Here is an 18,522-nt window from a genome sequence, read left to right as displayed (position 1 = left end):
TTGGTATTGATGGTGTGTGGATGGGCGAAGGGCAATAAACAGCCTTGATGCTCACCGGCAGGCATGTAGGGGGATTGGGGTTAGGCTTGCTGGGTGCGGAGATATCGCCGGCACTGACATTGCGGATCGTCGCAGCGCAACTCACCAACCCATTCAGGGAAATGGTCGCCCTCGAAGCGCTCAATGCAGGAGTGGCTTAGGCCGGTGCGCTTCACATCTTTTACGAAGCGCTGCAGGTCTTTCGCGTTTCCGTCGCGATCAGGTTCGTCCCACCGACTCATCACTAGAAGACCGCAATTCGTCTTGCCATGGTTCATGAAGCCCATGCTTTTCGGTGCATCGTTCATGGCCTCGGCCCCTTGTAGATGAAGACGTAGGTGAACCAGAGGGTGGCGATCATGGCGTCACCTGCTTGAACTCGACCACCCAGACCCATGGGTTGGCTTCCCAGTTGCCGCCGACGGATGACCAGAGCAGTTCGAACGATTTGCGCGGATCAGCGCTGTATGTCTCGATCCCCTCGACGTGCCACCAATCACCGAGTTCGGCATGATCGGGGTAGAGCCGCACGCCCTCGGCCTTGGCCTGCTCTTCGCTGATGTCCTGCAGCCGCTCGACGCGCAGGTCGGTGATTTCCAGAAGGATGCGGCTGGCCCAGCGGGGCATGTGGATTGAAGGTTTCCATATTGGCTGATCCGCTTCGTACGGGGTGAGCCCGTCGGCTGCGTAGACCAGCGTCCCGTCGTCGAGCGCTTCACCGATGTCCAGGTCATTCGGTTTGAGGTAGGGGCCGCGCATGACTTCGAAGTGATCGCAGTACCACGTCTCGCGCACCCACAACCGGTCGCCGGTCTGGCCGTATGGGCAGAGGTCAGCATTGCCAGGCAATTCCAGAAACGCCGGCTCAAACCCGGCCGCCAAGCAATCCAGCGCCGCCTTTTTCTTAACCTCGCGCCGCGTGACCGTCTTCCGGCCTTCCAGGATGGCGCGCACCATCGGCGCCGAGAATAGGATGGGTCGTTCCTTTATTTCAGGCATGACTTTGTCCTTGCCGCTATATCGGCTTTGAATTGTGAGGGGGCCGCATGGTGTTGGTGTTTTGTTACAATGGTCAGCTTAATTGCCAAGGATGAAAGCTATGTCGCATTACCGGAGTTATTGGTTACAGCAAGTGCATTGGTGGTATAGCAGAAGTTTCGAATGGTGGGCTGCCCATCTAACTGCTTTGTATGTGGGTGCAGCCATATTAATTATAGGGGCAAGGTTTGATGAGTTGGTTAATCTAAAGCTTAACGAGCTCGGTGACCTTTCTGCAGGTGTGTTTGGTCCGGTTGCCTTCCTGTGGCTGGTGCTTGGCTATCTCCAGCAGGGCAGAGAACTTAAAATAAGTTCGGACTCTCTAGTTAGGCAGGCTAGTGAGTTGGCACAGAACGTCCAGCAGCAGGTGAAAATTGTTAAGCTTCAAGAGCGGCAGTTAGAGAGTCAGGCCGCTGCATCACTTCGTCAGGAAATGCAATTTAAATTAATGGTTGAGCCAAACTTACAGCTATATTCCCCGTCAGGAGGAATTAGGAATGGTTTAATTTATAGGGATTTTTCTCTTGGGAATATTGGGGTTGATGCTCAGAAACTGGTCGTGAGCGTTAATAGGTCAGGAGCGCCAAGAGTGCTAAAGGATGCTCAAGTGCTTAGGAGTGATGGTGATGTTAGGTTTATTTATGAATTTGATAGTTCTGATCTGCCATTCTGTTGCAATATTTCTGCAAGGTATGTGAACTCTGTTGGGCTTCACGGTGTTCAGACTTTTAAAGTTGAGTTTCATCGGTCGGTAGATGGGCATGTAGAAGTTAACATCTCAAAGTACGTAGGTTCTTGATGTGCTAAGTTCAAGATCTTCTGAGAGTAGCGTATGAGGTTGTTAGTGGGGGGCGCCTGGTCTGTGGTGCAGCGCGCAATGGCGATTCTCATCGCACAGTTCTGATCCTAACCATAACCAGCAGCAAGGCACCTAGCCAAAGTTCGGATGCTCTGCCTTAAATAATCCGATCAGGCGCTATGGTTCGCCTCCCTCGTTACCAGATCATGGGCTTTCACAACCGTCATGCCGAAGCGTTCGGCGATCAGGACTTCCAGGCGGGCACCCTTTGAATGCTCCCAGCCTGGCAGGGTAGCCACGGTGTCGCAGTCCATCAGGGCGACGATGTCGCGGCGCATGCAGTCGTTCCAGGTGCCGCCGTCCGGGTTGACCTCGGCGGGATTGGTGACGGTGTGGCCGCCGGCGCGCAGGTTATCGGTCATTGCGGCGAAGGCCGGGAAGTTGAGGCCGGGCAGGCCGGTCATGGGCCCGCTGAGGTAGATGCGCTTCATGCGGCCTCCGCGACTGGCTGGCGAAACACCGGAATTGCGCCGGCCTGCTCCCGCACTGCCTTCATGCCTTTGGCGTCGTAACCCCAGATGTTGCTGTCGTCGAAGCGCTCAGGTCCGAGCTAACCAGGGTCCATTGGCTCCCCGGTGCGGATGTAATCCCGGAACCCTTCAACGAGCGACCGAAGCGTGCCGCCATGGCTGAAGCCTCGCCACCTGCCACCCCAAGTTGTTTTGTGCGTGAAGATCCGTCGCGCGCTGTAATCGTCGATGAACCAGACCTTGCCGCGCTGATCCACTTCCATGCTGGCGTAGCGATCAGCGACCTGGTTGAAGAAGAAGCGCCGGCCGTGAGTGCCGATGATCCGGATCACCTGGTTCACCTGTTCGGTGCGTTGCTGCTTCAGGGTGAGTTTGTTTTCTGTAGGCATGGGGAGTCCTTGCCGGTATATTTCTCGCCGGCTAAATAAGGTGGGGGCAATGGAATGTGGATGTGGCAGAACTATTTGAAATACAGGAAAGATCTGCGAAAGCATGCAAAAGCAGAAAGAAAGCTAGAGGAAATTTACCCACCGAATTTGTCTAATGACTTCGATAGTGGTGAATTCAATGACTACATTCGTCGTGAAGACGAGGTTTACCAATGGAAGATGCTCATTCAGACCGAGTACTTCAGAAACAAAGCAGACATTCTCAATGTGCCAATGCCTGATCTTTCGGACAATGAAATGTATAGCACTGTTGATTGGGATAATGATCCAAAACAGCCAAAGTATTTGACTGATAAAGGGCTTCGCTCTATCAGGGCAGCCGTGAGAGATGAAGAAAAACACCGCCGCGAAGCCGTTGGCTACTGGTTTGGCATTATTGTTGGCTTAATCGGTGCGGTGACCGGTTTAGTGTCTGTGTTCAAGTCTTGATCTATTCAACACGGAAGATATCAATGGCCTCGCCGTGGTCGGCGAACATGTCGAACTGGGTGTCGGAGTAGTCGAATATCTGCTGGCAGTTGGCTCAGCCGCCGCAGTAGCCTGAGTCGCACTGAGCGGGAAACATTTCCATCTGGTCTCTCGGCCTGGGCGCTGCCGCCCATTGCACGACAGCGCGGATGCCGACAGCACCTTTGCGGCGTGCAGTACGAAACATCACGCGGGGCTTTCCCTTTCTGGTGAAGCCCAGGTCTTTCTCTGTTATGTCAATCAGCCGTATCCGGTCTTCGGAGAGCAACCTTATGTCGTCGATATTTGCGTTGATGCAGGGGTAGCACTCAAGCGATCGGTGAGGGAGCACATCGAAGCCGGCCCGATGCAGTAAGGCATCACGCATAGCATCGTCGTGCCGCACCAGGGGCTGCCATAGTTCCCGGCCGCCATGCCGCTCTGATTCTACAATATGCTCTTCCGCGTCCGAACGGTGCCTGCTTTCGCTGCGGCGCACGCCAGTCATGGCTGTTGCCTCTTTGTCTGGGTCGTTAAAGTCGAGCCATTCCAAAGCTGGAAGTACCTTTAGCTCCGCCGTGCAGAATTGGCCCTGCCCACCTGCACCGGGCCAGCCGCGTTTGCGCTTTACCAGTTCGAGCATTCCCACTGACTCGGTGCGGGCCGTTGTGAATCCGTAGCCATGGGCCAGTTTCTCTCCCTTGGCTACACGGTCTGCCCACCAGGATGCAGACCATCCGGTGTCGGAGTAGAGGCACATGACATCCTTCAGACCGCGCTCATGCGCCCACTGGATCAGAGCGATGGAGTCGTTGCCGTAACTGCAAAACATGACGTGCGTAGGAGATCCTCGCCGGTAGCGCCCGGCTTCGGCATAATCGGGAATATAAAATTACCTGGAGAGCGTTTTGAAAAAGGATTGGGCGATCTGGTTGTGGTGCGCATTGCTATTTTTAGCAGGCGTAACCTGGGGTAGCATTAGGTTAAAGACGGATTTTTACACCGTAAGCAATGTCCATGATCTATTTGAAATACTCTCGTCCGGTGCAACAGTTATTGCCGTAATTCTGGCGGCCTTCAGTATCAATGCTTGGCGCAGTCAGATTAAGGCAGAGTCTGACCATGAATTGGCCCGTAAGTTGGCGGTTTCAGTGCTGAAGCATAAAGAGTCGATTCAGGCCGCGTACACCGATATGCAGTTTTGTGTGAATAACTGCATTGTTGGTTTCGAAGGCCTTCCGCCTGATCTCCTAAGAACTATTACAGACAGTTGTATAGTTCGAATGGATAAAGCTATGAATGAGAGAGCGGAACTTTTAACGCTGTTACTTGAGGCGAGGGCACTGTGGGGCGAACGTCTTTCCAATTCTTTGGGTGAATTTGTAAGCACTTGTGAAAACTTTTATGGCGCTGTCCGATTGTTTTCAGTTGCAATAGGGCCGGAAAGAACATTTGAGCAGCAAGATGCGTATAAAAGGAGAATCATCGAACTTGGCGAGGAGTACTCAGCTGCCGGATGGGAAGAAGGAAAGATATTGTCTAAAGCAAGCCAGCTTTCTCAGTTTGCCCATGATTATATTCAATCTAAGTTACTCAAATAAATCTCATTTTCACCGTAGTTTGTGAAGGCGGGGCGGGTCCTGAGGTTGGCGGCTGGCGTGATTCGTTGATATGGGGTATTGAGGGTGCCCGGTGGTGCGCCGGGTCAGGCGGCCTGAGAAATCGGGACGGCCTTCAGGTCGTCTTTTTCATCAGCGTCACCCAGATAAGGCTTCAGTTCCGCGCGGGTGTACTTGCCAGCCCTGATCGTGTCACTGGTGTATCCGCTGTAGTTGGGCCGGAAATAAACCCCGTCCTTCACGTTAAGGATCATGAACAGTGGCTCAGGCTCAGGGAAAAGCACCTTGCGCAGCACCTCGGCGCGCTGATAGTTCATCCCAGCCACCGCCTTCGCGATCAGGTCTTCCAGGCGCTGGCGGCGGGCTCGGTCATTCTTCTTGGCTCTGATGTCTGTAGGTCGCTCAACAAACAGCTCGAAGCAAGCCTTGTTGTCGTAGCCGTACTTGCCATGAGCGACCCACCACATGTTGTTGATGTTCACGAACGCAGTACCCTGGTACCAGCGACCTTTGCGGTCAGTCGTCCAGACATTCGCACCATGTTCAATTGTTTTCTTGTCGCCCGACCCTGAGTTGTAGTCGGCAGCAGGAATAGTGGGAGGCCCAAAGCGCCGGGCACTCACGTAGTCGGCATTGATCCACTCGGTGTTGGTCATTCCGCCCAAGCCACACTCTCGGCCTGGAGCCTTGAACGTATAGCCGGTGAAGACGTTGCACAGGTAGTCACGAATGCGCATGCGGGTACGCTGCATTTCCAAGCGAGCCAGGTAAGGCATGTGCTTTTCTTTGTCGCTTTGGTACCGACCGCCGTGGTCTGCGCGATCCGGGGCGTTCACAGCCTGGAAGAACTCCAGTTCAATGCTGCGCCCCATGATCTTTAGGTCTGCTTGCAGATCGCCTTTCACGCAATGGCGTGAATTCTTGTCAGTGAAGATATGGGTCTGCTCGCCGACGGTCCAGCCGATCCGATTGAGCGTTTGAATGATCCGCTTGAACACTTCTCGCTTGAACTTGCGCTCCCAGATCACCTTGGCGTCCCACTCGCGAGGAATACCTTCCTCCCACACGGCCAGGCGCGCCTCGCCGAACGACACGCAACCTTCGCGTTGAATTTGCATTGGATTATCTCCAGTCAGGCGCCGCCCTCCGGTGGCCGGTGGTGGCAATTTGGTTTGGGTTGGGGTATTACGGGTGACCGGCATGGAGCCGGATCAAGGAGATTGCATGAGCTATTTCAAGAGCACAAAAGAGGCAGACCTACTTGTCGCCTATTTCACGGACATAAATCTGTGTTTTGAGTGCGGCGGCCGAATCGAGAAAGGTGTCGTACGTTACGACGGACACTCAGATTCACACACGCTGAAAGGTATTTTCTTTCACCCTGCTTGCGCCGTCCTCATGGGGCAACGTTTGATCTCCGATGGATTTCCTAATCGCCATTCAAACTGACTCAGGCGGCACCACTTCATCGCCCGGATCGCGCCTTAATTCGCCCAAGCTTTGATTGTGAAATTCACGCGCCACGTTTTCGTCAATCACAATTTCGTGGCGCGGATACCGCAAGAAGCTGATCAGCTCATCGTCGGGCATCAAGTCCATCTTCATGATGGCGATCTGCAGGACCTCGCTGATGATCGGCGTCTTACCTCTGGCGCAGATCCGCTCCATGGCCTGCTCGATACCCGGTCTGACCTTGTGCCGCAATTCCTTCTCTGCGACTGCCAGGCGCTTCTGCGCAGCTTTGGCTGACCGCTCCTGTACTGATTTGGCCATGTCCTACCTCTTCTATTCCGCTGGCCGGCAGTGCGAGCCAGGTTTGACGCCTGCGTTTCTGGATGCGGGCTATGCGGCGCATGAAGTTCCGCCTTGGCGTGCTTTGGGATAGTCGATACCGTGGGTGGCGATAATCCGCTCAAAGGCCTTGCTGCCGATTGCCAGCTTCCCGCAGCACTGGCGCCGGCTGATGCCCAGCTCCATGAATGCCCTTATCCGCTCGGCGAACTTCACATCCCGCTCCGTATCAATCACGTTGTGCACCAGGTTGCGTGCACCACCTCGGGTTGGTGCCTTGAACGTGATGTCGTACCGCGAGGCGTGGTTGTAGATCAGCCGCCGACTAACGCCCAAGGCTGCGGCGACTTCGGTCTGGGTGTGCGAGATACCTAGCTGGCGTATCTGGTCAACCAGCTTCAGGCGCTCCTGGGTGCGGATGTCGTCCTTGTCGAGGGGCAGGGCATCTGCCTCAGATTTGCGCCGAACAAACGGCTTTGGCGCGGGCGGCTCCGGGGGTACATATACGACGGGCTTCGGTGGTGGGGGAGGCTCGATCTTTTCGATTTCGCCACCGGCCGCTACAAACTCGGCGACCTGGGTCGCCAGTTCATCCGAGGCTGGGCGCAGTGCCTCGACCAGGCTTAGGTGGTTGCTGATCATGTCGGCCTCACTTGATGCGGATTGAGCTGTCGCCGCGTTCGAGGTGAGCCCATTTCGGCTCTTCAAGCAGTTCGTGTTCGGCATCCTCGCCGGCAGCCATGCGCTTGCGGACCGCCTCGTTATGCTCTCGGATCTCCTTGAGCTTGGCAGCGATGGCTTTTTTGTCGGGGGTGATGCTGGATTTCACAGACGTCAGTTCGTCCGGCACCGCATCTTCGTTATCAACGATCACTCGTTCGCTGCCCATCGCCAGAGTGATGGTGAATAGCGGACGCTTGATCGACTTGATGTTGGCAGCCTCCATATTGCGGCGCAGGTAGTCGCTGATCTCCGACACGCTGTTGGATTTGATGCGCTTTAACTCAGCCAAGCGCTCAATCTCATTTTCGATGGCCGTCACGTCGCTCTCGATATTGCGGCGCAGCATGACGATGTTGTCGGCTTTGATGTTGAAGTCGCCTTGAACCTCGTCCATGGCGTGCTGCAAAGCCTCTTTCAAGCCTTCATCATCGGTGTCGGCCATGGCCTGGAGTTCGGCGAGTTTGCCGGTGAGTGCGTAGAGTTGAGTCATGCTGCTGCCTCCTTGCCTTTCTCAAGGCTGGCTTTGCGTTCTTCGAATGCGCGAGTGATGCGGGCGATGAAAGCAGGCTCGTTACGGCGGGTTGCCTCACGAATGTATTTCACGTTCAGTGTTTTCAGCTCGTAGGCGGTTACCGCCTTGCCGATGGTCTCGACAGCCGAGGCGAGCCAGTCAATGCGCTCCTGTTTTTGGCGCAGAATTTCGGCGTCTTTGTCTTCAGCTTTCTCGATCTTGAATTCTTCGGTGATGGTGTCGACGTAAGTGGGGTCGTCGAACATGCCCAGGTAAATGTCAGCTGCAAAGCCCAAGGCTTGCAGGCATTTACCGATGCCGTCGGTGAGGGACTTTTTCGCCGTATCCCAATCAGTCAGGATTTTCCCCTGCTGCAGGTATACAAAAGGCGTGTGGCCGTACTGTTGGATCGTGCACTTTTGCCCGCTCTTGCCCGAGTACCAAAGCTCTACTTTTACGGTGTGTACCTTTGCGCAGATCATCGGAGCGCCTGGCCACTCTTTCGTCGGTGCCTGGAGCGGAGCGCCTTCGTCGAAGCGATCCTCAAGGACAGTCCAGCCCCAGCCTTCGCCACACGGGCCAAAGAGCTCTGTGGCTCGATGCATCAGGTAAGTGGGCCTGATGGCAGTACCCTTGAAACCACCTGCGCCGGTAAATTTTTTTGTGACTTCGGGGTCGGTAGTTTCGACCTGATCCCATATCCTGGTGTTCTCAGACATTACTTATTCCTCCAGCCATCCGCGCGCTTGGCCAGTTCCTTGAAGGACGCCGCGGGCAGCCTGCTCATATATTTTTTGTTGTCGCTGTACCATTCTTCCAAGGCCGCTTTGGGCGTCTGGATGGCAACGACGTGGGATACCTTTTGTTTGTACGAGGTCGAGTTGGCAACCTGGGAGTAGTAAGCCCCGCGCACGACCACGGTGTTGGTCATGCCCTGCTTGACCAGGTTGTTCAGCTCTTCCTGGGATTGAACGGCAATGGCGCCGGGGTGTTTCTGCTGGAACAACCTATAGCAGGCCTCCCGCACAAGCTCGGTGCTGCCGTACTCGACATATTCAACGTCAGGAATGCCTGCCTCGATCTTCTCGGCCAACTCATCCAGGCGACCGGTGTCGATCCAAGCGTTTTTCGACACCTGTTTCAGGTCCCACCCGCTGACCGTTTGGCGGTCGCGCTCAAGCTGTAGGTGTTCAGGGAGGATGTCGTAGCCGTAGGTCAGATCGGTGTCGCACACTAACAGCGTGCCGACGTAGAGCTTTCCTGGACGGGAGGGCAGGATGTGGCCGTACTTAGTGCCGATGACGTCGCTCATGGGAGGCTGCATGCGCAGGCACATGCTGCGAATCTCTGCTTCGTCATTTTCGGTGAGGCCAGACACGATGAATTCCACGCCCTGATTCTGCCGGTGCGCTGGAGACTCGTTGATGCACAGAACCTCAGCGTCGAACTGGTCGCTATGTCGGAACTCAGGCATCCATTGTTTATTGCCGTTGAGGACCTTCACGTCGTAGCCGTTGCGGGTCAGTACCAGCAGGGCGATCTTGTAGCCCTCGCCGAAACTTCCGATGGCATCCGAACGGTCAGCCTTGGAAGTGCTTCCCAGCACCAGCGTGCTGGCTTCCAACCTTGCAAAGCGGCTGGTGATGAACAGTTGGCCATCGGCGAATGCGTATTCAAACGGCGATTCGCTGTCCAGGGCGTTCTGTACCAGTTCCCGGATGGCCTCTTTCAAGCCCCAGTGACGTACGTAATCACGGGACAGAGGAAGTTCGTAGGACTTGGAACGGATGCGATCTGCAATTGCTGCGAGCATGGCGATACTCCCGCGCCATCCTTGCGGGGCGCTGTGAGGTATTGGTTATTGAGTGATTCGATCAGCGAGGGCGCTGAGCAACATCAGGAAGGTGAATAGGGCGAGGGCAGGGAAAGCGCCACGCCAGATGAGAATGCGCGTGGTGCGCTGGTGGGGAGTCAAGGCCGAACTCTCACTGCGATGCGACCGCCCTTCATTGTCGGCGCCAGCCGCTGCGGAAGATTCCTTACCAGGTCTTCACGCTTGCGGCCGATCAGTTCATTGAAAGGAATGCCAAAGCCCAGGATGGCGATTCGACTCTCGATTTCGTTGAGTTGCTCTTCGATTAGCGATTGGACTGGTGCAGTAGTCATGACCTTCTCCTTGCGTGTGTATCGCTGGCGCTGTCGTGCTCGTGAACGGTTTTTTCGACGAGTGACGTGTCTAGATCAATGGTTCTGTGAGTATTGGGGGTTGCCACCTCGATCCTCGGCATCTACCCTGAAAATGTATGAATTGTTACGAATAATTTCGGTAGTGACCGTTTTCGGGTCACGCTACTTCAGGACGAGGAACGAAAAATGTTTTCACACGAAGGTCCCGCATTAGAGCTGTTGCTGTTCGTTATTGGCTTGTCTGGCCTGCTTTTGGTCGTGTGGTTTATTCACCACCAATACGAACGTTTAACTGGGAAAAACGTAAGAAAACAACAAAGTCGTAACGAAGGGCGCTCGACGTAATCTGACGGCCTATCTAACCAGCCGAGCCAGCCTCTTCCGACTGGCTCTCAGTAGCCACGCACTGTAATGATGAAACTCTTCAGCATTGATGGTGCCTTCGGTGAAGTGGCGAACGATCAATCCCTCTACCTGCGACTCGGCGAGGGGCGTTGTGTCCGAAGGGTCAAGGGCAAGCAACGCAGCAGATATATCTACATGCGCGCTCATATGTCCGCATCCACGTCGTCTTCGGCCGCTTCCCGCTCCGCCGCTACAGCTTCGGCGGCGTAGGGCTTGAGCAGATCCATGGCGATCTTCTCTGCGGCTTCGATGGGGCGGGGCTGGCCGATCAATTCAGCGGCGTGACCGCGTGAATCCGCTTGGCTGCCAAGGATCGAGGACAGGAACAGCCGAGCAAGTGAGTCGCGCTCGTCCAGGCCGTCGATCTGGCGCTGATTCAGGATGCCTTGCAGATAGGTGCAGAACCGGTCAAACGTAACAACCTGCGGCTGGCCGTGGCGGCGCTTCCACTTGATGTCCATGCCGCAAACCAGCTGTTCCGCCGAATGTTCCAGCCACTCCTGTTCCGGATTCGCGTCGCTGACATCTGGAGGCAACTGAGCGTCGAATCGCTCTTGGCATAATTTCAATACTGCGCTCATGGTCGCCTCCGAGGCGGCTGCGTGGGTTAGTCGATGTAAGCGACGTATTTGAAGTGGCCGTCTTTGAATCCCGGCATAAATAGGCCTGTCGGGCACCTGACCGGTAAGGTTGTTGGTAGTGGGTGGGGAGGTGTCTATGCGGGGGATAACTGGAAAATCGTCAATCAATAGCGCTATGATAAATTTCAGTTTTTTCAGTGAGATCAATGATGTTTTTAAAGCGAATTTCTGCAGCGCTTCTGCTATTGAGCGTTTCTTCGGTCGCAAGTACCTTGGCAAGCGCAGCAGAGGACGACACCGAAAACGCCGTCAATTTGCTGGCCATTGAAAGCCTTTGCGTCAAGGCCAATCCAGATTCGAATAGCAGCGTTGAGAACGCTTTAAATAGCGATCCGGAGACGACCGAGTCGCTTAGAGCAGAAGTTCGCCGAGTCAAAGCTGATCCAGCTTCCAAAGCAAAAATCGAATCGTTGGCGTTCAATATGAGCAACTCTGTCGTCGTATCTAAGCTTCCAGATATGTGCTCGTACTACCTCCCCAAGAAGTGAGAACGCATACCTTATGCTAGGTGTCTCGTACCTGCGGGGTTGGCGTCCGACATCGTTAGAAGGCTCTCATCGCGCAGTCAGCCTAAGCTGACCGCAACCGGAGCCGGGTGCCGCCCACCGTTACCGGCGCTTGCTGGCATCGATCTCGACCCAGAGCGTATTGACGATTGGCGTCCTCCATTGCTTGGGGTTAGGCGGTGGCTTTGGCTGCGATTAGCCGCTTGGCCTCAATCTCTTCGTCGAATGACAGAAGGTGAGGCGCTACTAGGTAAAGGTTGAGCAATCGTTCGCTTTCATCCGTTGACCATGTCTGGTCGGCTAAGCGTTTTTCGTCGTATTTGGCATAAGCCAAAAGAGCCGATTCGATAACTCCACTCATGGTTCTGCGCTGGATGCGACCCATCACGTCGAGCATGTACTTAACGCGGGGGCTGATTCGAACGCCGATTTGGGCGCTCCTGGTTTTTACGCCAACCTTCTTGGCCATGACTCTCTCCGTTCGTTGGTTCACCTGTATTCGTCAACACTCATGCCTCCCGCTGGTTGCCGATGGGCGCGGGGTGAGTGCTGACGGGTAGAGGTGAGGAGGGGTATAAGTAGGGAAGTTCGAAATAAGGAGTTTTCTATGTCCCTGGTGGATCTTGATTTGACCTCGAAGGCCTTGCCTCAAGCTTGGAAGTCCACCGTTCTAGGACGGGTAGGCGGCTCCAATATCAAAGTCCTGCGCATGGATGAAATGTCCGTTGAAGCAGAGGTGCATGACTACACCGAGGGTTTGCTAGTCATCTCCGGACAGTTATTGCTGGGAGTCGATGGTGAGTGCGTGCGCGTGGGAGAGGGACAAATTTATCTGGCTGAAGCTGGTGTTCCGCATGCAGTTTTGTCTGGAAGCTACGGGACACTTGTCATCATTGATGTTTGAAAGGCCGCAGGTGCCGGAACTGGCCGGCACGCAGCTGACCAGACAGTTAACGAAAGGCTGTCGTGGCTGTTTCTGTTAAGCGGTCAGCCTAGGACATTCCGCCCGGCGCACCATCCGAGCCTGAGCCATCCGTCTTTCCGGCGCCCGGCGATCACGACGCAGCGAGTCGTCACTGATCGTTGAGTGCATGGCGATCAGCGCCGCCAGTACAAAGCACACCGGCGTGATAATCTGGCGCTTCATGGCCTCAGCCAGCAAGGCCGTGCGTTTCGTCACGCCCAGCTTGAACATCGCATTGGTCAGGCGCTTCTTCACGGTGCCTGCCTCTATGCCTGCCTCTCGGGCGATCTCTTTCGAGGTGAAGCCCTGGGCAATCCAAAGCAGAAACTGAAGCTCTCGCGGCGCCAGGCCACGTCCGAGGTGACCCTTCCATGCGCCGTTGATGATTGTTGCTTCCATCGTCGTTACCCTCGGTTGGTTTCCCGTTAGGCCCTGTTGCCAAGGACTATCGGTGAAACCCCCGACCTCGCTACTGGCGTCAGGCCGGGGTTGTTGCGTCAGCAGTGTGGCCCGTTGCCCGCTGCTGATTGCAGGGCTGGCCGGTCGTCTTCGGTGTGGGCTTCGAGCTTCCTACTCACAGCGTCAAACAGCATCTGTTCGCCATGGATCACAGGTCCTTACAACATGCACGCTACAGCTCTGAATGCCCTGACTGAGTGGGGCAGGGTGCATGAGGTCCGGCGTTCCCAGCCGAGGCTATCGGGACCGCTAATTCTGTTCAGTTAAGTCTCCCTTCTACCGCCGGGATTCGCGGGGCGCATTGCTTGCCAGGTCATTCGCACGGTTCGAGCGTTTCGCTCTCGATCAGCCGCACAGGTTGTTCCTGTCGTGGGCGGGCTATCTGACCCGTCTGATCGCCGGTCGCCGGTAGAGGCAATGCGGTCTGTTGGTATTTCTGTATTGCGCTGACTGTTAAAGAGCGGCGCAGCTCTCGCTGCTCGCCGGCGGTGTTCGTTGCTGGCTTGAGTTGAATTTAAGCAAGCTGAAATTAAAGTGTCAAGCATGCTGAAATAAATAATTCAGGTTGCTGAAATTTAGGTCGATAAAAAACCCGCTCAGTGGCGGGCTCCTTTATGCGTCGCAGTACTCGCGCCAACCGATCCTGACGGCCCCGTCTTCCAGGTGCTCGACCCTTATCCCGGCGGTGTCGCCGATATCTTGAATGACCTGGTGCCAGGCTTCAGGGCTTTCATCGTCGCGCCTAGAAACCTCGACCAACTGAATCCTTTGGACCCGGGGAGAGGCGATCAGGCCTTGCAGGCGACGGCCAACAAGCTCGTAGGAATTTCTCGGTTTTGATGCGGAGTAGGGTGCCTGGTTCATGCTTCGCTCCTTATGAAAACTGTATACATACACAGTATTTGCACTGACATATCTTGGCAATAGGGCTGCAGGAAGTTTAATGCATAAATGCATATCTCGAAGGCGGGGTGTTTTTGACGGGCAACAAGAAGCCCGCTCAGTGGCGGGCTTTGCGGGTTCGCGGAAGGCTAGCTTTTGGCGTCGCTATCCTTCTCTAAAATTGGGGGCGAGATGCTTTTCCTGAAGTCCTCGGCGACGGGCTTGGAGAGTCCTTTGTTGTCGCCAAAGGCGGTTTTCACAGCTTCGTCAGCAGAAAGAAACCTCTCAATTTTGCCTTTTGCTTCCTTGGATACATCAATCCTTTTCTGGAGTGTGGCTATGAGATCATCCGAAGCCGCGGCGAACCTTTTGTGCTTCCACTCCCTTTCTGAAGATGAGGCCTCGTGGAGTTCCTTGGTTGCCCGATCATATGTCTCCTGGGCGTTATTCCCCTCAACCGTAAGGCGGACCCTAGAGAAAGCAAGCCTTGTTATTGCCTTGCACTCGTCAATGAATGCGAGCGCTGTATCTCTGTCCGCGGGGCGGTGAGACCAATCCATTGAGGCTAATTTGCCAGCCTCCTTGTCCAGTGATTCCAAGACGCTGGAAGCGCGATTCGAGTACTCGGCAAGCGTTATGCCATCCTCATTCCGAGCAGAAATCTGCCGCTCGAATAGAACCGTTGATGCCTGAACCGCGCTTAACGCCTGGCTGCTCTCTTGGTGACTTTGGTAAGCGCCCCATCCAAACCAGCAGCAGACTAAAACCAGGGCTGCGGTGGCAACCGTGACTATTGAAGTTTTCATCCCTAAGCTCTCCATATGAAAGCCCGCACATTACCATTCGTGGCGCACAGCCACCATCGAAGGGCAGGGTGCACGGACAACAAAAAGCCCGCTCGATGGCGGGCGTCACGTGAATACTGTGAGCGGCTGCTACCCCGCCAAGTTCAAATCTCCACGATGAGCGATATGCACCTTGTTGCCATCTGGATCACGTAGGTACGCACCGTAGTAGCCGTCACCATAGTGGGGACGTTGGCCAGGTTCACCTTCATCAGATCCGCCCGCAAGAAGCCCAGCTGCATAGGCGCTGTCTACCGCATTTGGAGATGGTGCGGTGAAAGCCACCATGCTGCCATTCCCTGTTCCGGCTTCATTGCGGTCATAAGGGCTGTACACATAAAAGCGAGGGAGGACGCTATTTGGCTTAATCCAGCATGCCGAAGGTGGCCCGCCATCAGGCGTAACAGGCCTACGACAGAGCCCCAGGGGGATCAGCACCGCGTCATAGAAGGTAGAGGCCTTATCGAGATCGTTTGTCCCAACGGTTACGTGACTGAACATCCTGTATTCCTACTTACGAAGGCGAGGCGTTATCGTGTCATTTTGACGGTGGGCGTGTATAGCCGTCGTTGGGTAAGTTGGGGAGGGCGAGTTTCGGCCCTCCAAATCTCAGACAAAGAAAAGCCCGCGATGGGGGGTAGCGGGCTTAAAGGGTTTCACTAGGAGCTGGGATAACCATAGGCGCCCTACTGTGAAAAGTTCGTGAATGCTCGTGCTCAGTACGAGGTAGCGATTGCCTGGGCCAACTGCTGGTCGGTCATCAGAGGCGGCAGGTATGTCGTGCGATAAAAGCGAACTGCCTGTTCAAATTGGGCTCCGCGAATCTGACCTTCTGACCCAATGAATGCGAGCGCGTCAGCCTTAGCAGGCTTGAAGTTGTTCGATGCAAGCATAGTAAGCCCGGTGGTTCCCGCAACGGTGTAGGTTGGAGCCATTAGCACTGATAGCATCGAGTTATTATAGGAGTCATCGGACCCCTCAGAGGCATGAGCGCTGATCGATACGACGAGGACTGCAGCTACAAGCTTCCATGAGTCCATTCTTCGACGCTTCCATTGCGATCTGAGTGCGCCACCATAGCAGAGCAGAGCGCTCGCCAGATACAAGAAGCCCGGCGCTGGGCCGGGCTTCGATGTAGGAGCGTCAGGGACTAACGATGCTTGTTCTTGTGTTTATGTTTGTTGTTGCCTCTGTGCTTCTTACCATCCGATCGATGACCGCTCTCATCATCCGCCAGGTTGTTTCCTAGCGCGCCACCCGCCGCGCCGCCGAGACCTGCACCGATAGTCGAACCAGTTGTGCCGCCGAGGCGGTTACCGATGAGTGAGCCGCCAGCTGAGCCGATACCGCCGCCTAATGCAGCTTCCGCTCTGTTGCCTCTCTGAGCACCGACAGCACTGCCTGCAGCACCACCTACGCCTGCTCCTACCGCCGCACCCGTTGAGCCGCCGAGTTGCTGACCTACGATATTGCCAAGTGCACCACCAACGCCGCCTCCAAGAGCGGCTGTGCCATCTCCGGCAGCTAGTACTCCTTGCGAAATGAGGGCACCCAAAAATAGGGCGGGCAGTGTCATTTTCATCTTGTGAACCTCTATGGGTTGTCAGCAGGCGCTCACGGTTTAAAACACGCCTAGCATTAGGACTGGAGTAAAAGTTTCTAGTTCTCTGCCGGCGGTGCATGCGGGCCAATGGTTGTAACAAGATATGCCGTGATGGATTCGGCTGCGAAGGGGGGCTTTAGCGGGTACTAGGAATTCAGATGACCATAGGAGGCTGAGTGTGAATGGGCAGATACAAGAAGCCCGGCGCTGGGCCGGGCTTTTGGTGGTTGCTGCTATTCAACCGATAGAAGGTGGCGCTTGAAAATATCCTTCTTTTCGACCGAGTCCCAGTATTTCGATGTCTCAACGTGAACAACAGCACGAGAGGCAATTTTCAGCTTTTGCACCTGCTCAGTCAGCTTTAGAGGGAAGCGCACAAGAACCTTCCCTTCCACTGTGCGTATAGCTAGCCTGCCGGTGTCAGTTATTCCTGCAACGTTGCCCTGAATGGTTTCCTGATACTTTTCTGGTTCATTGATAGTGTCCAGAAGCGCCCGGACTCTTGTTATTTCGTCTGGCCGGCCATCCCAAGTCTGCATCCCAGTGGAGGACCGCCAAGAAAACTGCACGGCAAGACCAGCGCTACCCAGACCTTTCATAAATTCACTGAGCTGGTGAGCAGATTTTCCACCAACCGCATCTACAGCGTCGTAAAAGTCTTCCTGATTGGAGTTCAGCAGCCTGAATGTCTGCGTAAGCGTTGCCTGTAGCAGGCTATCACCGGTCAAATCAGGGGCGGCGTTACCAGTGATGTAAACATGAGTAGATCCGTGGGCGAGCCCTGCGAGTTTGAAGTTGAGCGCATTTAGCACGTCACTTGCCACTCCACGGACAGCGTCATTGCCGTAGCGAAGGCGGTGCGCGGCAAGTTTCCAGGCTTTGGAAAGCGGCCCAATGGTATTTAGAAAGCTATCGAGCGGGATACTGCCATTGGCTTGAGGACCTATCAGGCGAACGTCAACGAGCTCGCCAAGTTCATCGGACTCACTAAGCGCAACCTTGCTCACAATGGAGCGCGCAGTATCTTCTTGGTTTTTTGCTGCTAATTGCAGGAAAAAATCATCCGGGTTGTTTTTTGCTCGAGCTTTAGTATCTTCCGCAAATTCTTTCAAAGAAGCGGCGTGCTCGCGAAGGAAGCTGCTGCTCATATAGTGACCTCCGCGAATCCCTTCGCCGTTACTCGATCATGACAAGACCCTAGGATACCTCTCCAGTAAGCTTCCCGATGGAAAACCTGATCAGCAGCAGGTGTTTCGAGATACAAGTCTAGGTCATAAATCGCCTCGGCTGTTGCGTGGTCGAGCAACCGCGCCACTTGCTGCTGTGCGTCGGCTGACGCCGCTGCCGGGTCGCGCCAGTTAGGACTCCATATCACGCAGTCGATGTCGCCAGGATTTGGCTTGGCGGTGAGAAAAGACCCATCAATCCAAATCGTCCCCGTTACGCCTGCAGCCACAAGAGCCTCACTCCAAACGGACAGCTTTCGAAATAGATCTATTCTCCGCGCATCATCCGGGAAAGGTGCAACAGCAAGGTCGTAAATCTCTTGCAGGGTTTTTGCGTGCATGCCAGGTGGTAGCAGGGCGGGGAAATCAGGCTTTTGCATTGGCGGTGGATTCCATTCCGTTATCTATAAGGCGGTGCGTAGCAGTTGAAGTGGTTCAGCGCTATCAGCTCAACCACAGCCACGATGGTGCAGAGCACAACGAAGCCAGGGCTGAAGACTCGCTTGCGACCTGATGAGCCCCAACAACTAGGACCCGCGTCGGAAATGAAAGGAAGCACCATGAGGAACGCCAACCAAGCCCAGACCCAATACTTGCTCCAGAAGCTTTGCTTTCGCCATGCAGTCATTTGGTCTGGCTCGAAGATCGGCTTATCAGGCCGGCCTTCACCTCGTCTGCATACCCCACCAATTGATCAGCCTCTTCGTAGAGCGTACCCACAAGCCCCATCAGGGCTATGGCGTCGGCATCGCTGAGTCGGCTGGCCAACCTGCCCAGGTCGACACACGATTGCTCAAGGTTGAAAGCAATCGCTTTGAGATCGCGGCGCAGTTGCTGGTTGGGCTTGGTGAGGGGCAT

The 18,522-nt window shown here is 55.0% G+C and carries 30 protein-coding genes; 5 read left to right on the top strand and 25 right to left on the bottom strand.

Annotated elements, in window-relative coordinates; translation table 11 throughout:
- Positions 1 to 80: 80 nt before the first annotated feature.
- Positions 81 to 347, bottom strand: a complete 267-nt coding sequence (locus tag CKW32_RS11520; RefSeq protein ID WP_095184979.1) for a hypothetical protein — start codon at positions 345 to 347, stop codon at positions 81 to 83.
- Positions 348 to 396: 49 nt separating this feature from the next.
- Positions 397 to 1,038, bottom strand: coding sequence for a hypothetical protein (locus tag CKW32_RS11515; RefSeq protein WP_095184978.1), 642 nt, complete (start codon positions 1,036 to 1,038; stop codon positions 397 to 399).
- Between the two features lie 100 nt (positions 1,039 to 1,138).
- Between CKW32_RS11515 and CKW32_RS11510 the strand changes: the two genes are divergently transcribed.
- Complete coding sequence (locus tag CKW32_RS11510) at positions 1,139 to 1,876, top strand: hypothetical protein (RefSeq protein WP_095184977.1); 738 nt, start codon at positions 1,139 to 1,141, stop codon at positions 1,874 to 1,876.
- A gap of 170 nt (positions 1,877 to 2,046) precedes the next feature.
- Here the strand turns inward: CKW32_RS11510 and CKW32_RS11505 are convergent, their stop codons facing one another.
- Positions 2,047 to 2,367 carry a DUF4406 domain-containing protein gene (locus CKW32_RS11505; protein WP_095184976.1) on the bottom strand — a complete coding sequence of 107 codons (321 nt, stop codon included), beginning with the start codon at positions 2,365 to 2,367 and terminating at the stop codon, positions 2,047 to 2,049.
- A gap of 119 nt (positions 2,368 to 2,486) precedes the next feature.
- Positions 2,487 to 2,795 carry a hypothetical protein gene (locus CKW32_RS11500; protein ID WP_256585308.1) on the bottom strand — a complete coding sequence of 103 codons (309 nt, stop codon included), beginning with the start codon at positions 2,793 to 2,795 and terminating at the stop codon, positions 2,487 to 2,489.
- Between the two features lie 60 nt (positions 2,796 to 2,855).
- On the opposite strand from CKW32_RS11500, the gene CKW32_RS11495 reads away from it, so the two are divergent.
- Positions 2,856 to 3,284, top strand: a complete 429-nt coding sequence (locus CKW32_RS11495; protein WP_095184975.1) for a hypothetical protein — start codon at positions 2,856 to 2,858, stop codon at positions 3,282 to 3,284.
- A gap of 94 nt (positions 3,285 to 3,378) precedes the next feature.
- Here CKW32_RS11495 and CKW32_RS11490 read toward each other — a convergent pair whose 3' ends face one another.
- Positions 3,379 to 4,134 carry a phosphoadenosine phosphosulfate reductase gene (locus tag CKW32_RS11490; RefSeq protein WP_095184974.1) on the bottom strand — a complete coding sequence of 252 codons (756 nt, stop codon included), beginning with the start codon at positions 4,132 to 4,134 and terminating at the stop codon, positions 3,379 to 3,381.
- Between the two features lie 76 nt (positions 4,135 to 4,210).
- On the opposite strand from CKW32_RS11490, the gene CKW32_RS11485 reads away from it, so the two are divergent.
- Positions 4,211 to 4,903: a hypothetical protein gene (locus CKW32_RS11485; protein WP_095184973.1), complete on the top strand. Its 693-nt coding sequence runs from the start codon at positions 4,211 to 4,213 to the stop codon at positions 4,901 to 4,903.
- Positions 4,904 to 5,007: 104 nt separating this feature from the next.
- On the opposite strand, the gene CKW32_RS11480 is transcribed toward CKW32_RS11485, so the two are convergent.
- A complete protein-coding gene (locus CKW32_RS11480; RefSeq protein WP_095184972.1) occupies positions 5,008 to 6,039 on the bottom strand; it encodes a hypothetical protein in 1,032 nt (343 codons plus the stop codon).
- A gap of 106 nt (positions 6,040 to 6,145) precedes the next feature.
- Between CKW32_RS11480 and CKW32_RS11475 the strand changes: the two genes are divergently transcribed.
- The gene (locus tag CKW32_RS11475) at positions 6,146 to 6,370 is read left to right on the top strand and encodes a hypothetical protein (RefSeq protein ID WP_095184971.1); all 225 of its coding nucleotides are present in this window, start codon (positions 6,146 to 6,148) and stop codon (positions 6,368 to 6,370) included.
- Here the strand turns inward: CKW32_RS11475 and CKW32_RS11470 are convergent.
- From CKW32_RS11470 to CKW32_RS11425, 9 genes are all read right to left on the bottom strand, one after another.
- Positions 6,362 to 6,694 carry a hypothetical protein gene (locus tag CKW32_RS11470; protein WP_095184970.1) on the bottom strand — a complete coding sequence of 111 codons (333 nt, stop codon included), beginning with the start codon at positions 6,692 to 6,694 and terminating at the stop codon, positions 6,362 to 6,364. The two genes, CKW32_RS11475 and CKW32_RS11470, sit on opposite strands and share 9 nt — an antisense overlap.
- 69 nt (positions 6,695 to 6,763) lie before the next feature.
- Complete coding sequence (locus CKW32_RS11465) at positions 6,764 to 7,354, bottom strand: hypothetical protein (RefSeq protein WP_095184969.1); 591 nt, start codon at positions 7,352 to 7,354, stop codon at positions 6,764 to 6,766.
- Positions 7,355 to 7,361: 7 nt separating this feature from the next.
- A complete protein-coding gene (locus tag CKW32_RS11460) occupies positions 7,362 to 7,925 on the bottom strand; it encodes a siphovirus Gp157 family protein (protein ID WP_095184968.1) in 564 nt (187 codons plus the stop codon).
- Positions 7,922 to 8,665 carry a hypothetical protein gene (locus tag CKW32_RS11455; RefSeq protein WP_095184967.1) on the bottom strand — a complete coding sequence of 248 codons (744 nt, stop codon included), beginning with the start codon at positions 8,663 to 8,665 and terminating at the stop codon, positions 7,922 to 7,924. The genes CKW32_RS11460 and CKW32_RS11455 overlap by 4 nt, the downstream gene beginning before the upstream one ends.
- Positions 8,665 to 9,759 carry a hypothetical protein gene (locus CKW32_RS11450; protein WP_095184966.1) on the bottom strand — a complete coding sequence of 365 codons (1,095 nt, stop codon included), beginning with the start codon at positions 9,757 to 9,759 and terminating at the stop codon, positions 8,665 to 8,667. Before CKW32_RS11450 ends, CKW32_RS11455 begins: the two co-directional genes overlap by 1 nt.
- Before the next feature lie 158 nt (positions 9,760 to 9,917).
- Positions 9,918 to 10,112, bottom strand: coding sequence for a hypothetical protein (locus CKW32_RS11445; RefSeq protein ID WP_095184965.1), 195 nt, complete (start codon positions 10,110 to 10,112; stop codon positions 9,918 to 9,920).
- 569 nt (positions 10,113 to 10,681) lie between these two features.
- A complete protein-coding gene (locus tag CKW32_RS11435) occupies positions 10,682 to 11,119 on the bottom strand; it encodes a hypothetical protein (RefSeq protein ID WP_095184963.1) in 438 nt (145 codons plus the stop codon).
- Between the two features lie 160 nt (positions 11,120 to 11,279).
- Positions 11,280 to 11,600 (bottom strand): hypothetical protein, encoded by a 321-nt coding sequence (locus CKW32_RS28220; protein ID WP_160016630.1) that lies wholly within the window; start codon positions 11,598 to 11,600, stop codon positions 11,280 to 11,282.
- Positions 11,601 to 11,857: 257 nt separating this feature from the next.
- The gene (locus CKW32_RS11425; protein ID WP_095184961.1) at positions 11,858 to 12,154 is read right to left on the bottom strand and encodes a hypothetical protein; all 297 of its coding nucleotides are present in this window, start codon (positions 12,152 to 12,154) and stop codon (positions 11,858 to 11,860) included.
- 138 nt (positions 12,155 to 12,292) lie between these two features.
- On the opposite strand from CKW32_RS11425, the gene CKW32_RS11420 reads away from it, so the two are divergent.
- Positions 12,293 to 12,589 carry a cupin domain-containing protein gene (locus CKW32_RS11420; protein ID WP_095184960.1) on the top strand — a complete coding sequence of 99 codons (297 nt, stop codon included), beginning with the start codon at positions 12,293 to 12,295 and terminating at the stop codon, positions 12,587 to 12,589.
- Between the two features lie 75 nt (positions 12,590 to 12,664).
- Here CKW32_RS11420 and CKW32_RS11415 read toward each other — a convergent pair whose 3' ends face one another.
- The 10 genes from CKW32_RS11415 to CKW32_RS11370 form a co-directional block, all read right to left on the bottom strand.
- Positions 12,665 to 13,048, bottom strand: a complete 384-nt coding sequence (locus tag CKW32_RS11415; protein WP_095184959.1) for a response regulator transcription factor — start codon at positions 13,046 to 13,048, stop codon at positions 12,665 to 12,667.
- A gap of 672 nt (positions 13,049 to 13,720) precedes the next feature.
- Positions 13,721 to 13,972 (bottom strand): DUF1654 domain-containing protein, encoded by a 252-nt coding sequence (locus CKW32_RS11410; protein WP_095184958.1) that lies wholly within the window; start codon positions 13,970 to 13,972, stop codon positions 13,721 to 13,723.
- Between the two features lie 167 nt (positions 13,973 to 14,139).
- Positions 14,140 to 14,796, bottom strand: a complete 657-nt coding sequence (locus tag CKW32_RS11405) for a hypothetical protein (RefSeq protein ID WP_095184957.1) — start codon at positions 14,794 to 14,796, stop codon at positions 14,140 to 14,142.
- A 129-nt stretch (positions 14,797 to 14,925) separates the two neighbouring features.
- On the bottom strand, positions 14,926 to 15,336 hold the full coding sequence (locus CKW32_RS11400) for a VOC family protein (RefSeq protein ID WP_095184956.1): 411 nt from the start codon (positions 15,334 to 15,336) through the stop codon (positions 14,926 to 14,928).
- 215 nt (positions 15,337 to 15,551) lie between these two features.
- Positions 15,552 to 15,770 carry a DUF2388 domain-containing protein gene (locus CKW32_RS11395; protein WP_371854001.1) on the bottom strand — a complete coding sequence of 73 codons (219 nt, stop codon included), beginning with the start codon at positions 15,768 to 15,770 and terminating at the stop codon, positions 15,552 to 15,554.
- A gap of 215 nt (positions 15,771 to 15,985) precedes the next feature.
- Positions 15,986 to 16,417 (bottom strand): hypothetical protein, encoded by a 432-nt coding sequence (locus CKW32_RS11390; protein WP_095184954.1) that lies wholly within the window; start codon positions 16,415 to 16,417, stop codon positions 15,986 to 15,988.
- Positions 16,418 to 16,671: 254 nt separating this feature from the next.
- The gene (locus CKW32_RS11385; RefSeq protein WP_095184953.1) at positions 16,672 to 17,586 is read right to left on the bottom strand and encodes a hypothetical protein; all 915 of its coding nucleotides are present in this window, start codon (positions 17,584 to 17,586) and stop codon (positions 16,672 to 16,674) included.
- Positions 17,583 to 18,044 (bottom strand): hypothetical protein, encoded by a 462-nt coding sequence (locus CKW32_RS11380; RefSeq protein ID WP_095184952.1) that lies wholly within the window; start codon positions 18,042 to 18,044, stop codon positions 17,583 to 17,585. Before CKW32_RS11380 ends, CKW32_RS11385 begins: the two co-directional genes overlap by 4 nt.
- 20 nt (positions 18,045 to 18,064) lie before the next feature.
- Positions 18,065 to 18,292, bottom strand: coding sequence for a hypothetical protein (locus CKW32_RS28560; RefSeq protein WP_095184951.1), 228 nt, complete (start codon positions 18,290 to 18,292; stop codon positions 18,065 to 18,067).
- Positions 18,289 to 18,522 carry a hypothetical protein gene (locus tag CKW32_RS11370; RefSeq protein WP_095184950.1) on the bottom strand — a complete coding sequence of 78 codons (234 nt, stop codon included), beginning with the start codon at positions 18,520 to 18,522 and terminating at the stop codon, positions 18,289 to 18,291. Before CKW32_RS11370 ends, CKW32_RS28560 begins: the two co-directional genes overlap by 4 nt.

This window comes from Pseudomonas sp. Irchel 3H9 (assembly GCF_900187495.1).
Taxonomy (GTDB): Bacteria; Pseudomonadota; Gammaproteobacteria; order Pseudomonadales; family Pseudomonadaceae; genus Aquipseudomonas; species Aquipseudomonas sivasensis.
This window is presented reverse-complemented; position numbering and strand designations above follow the sequence as displayed.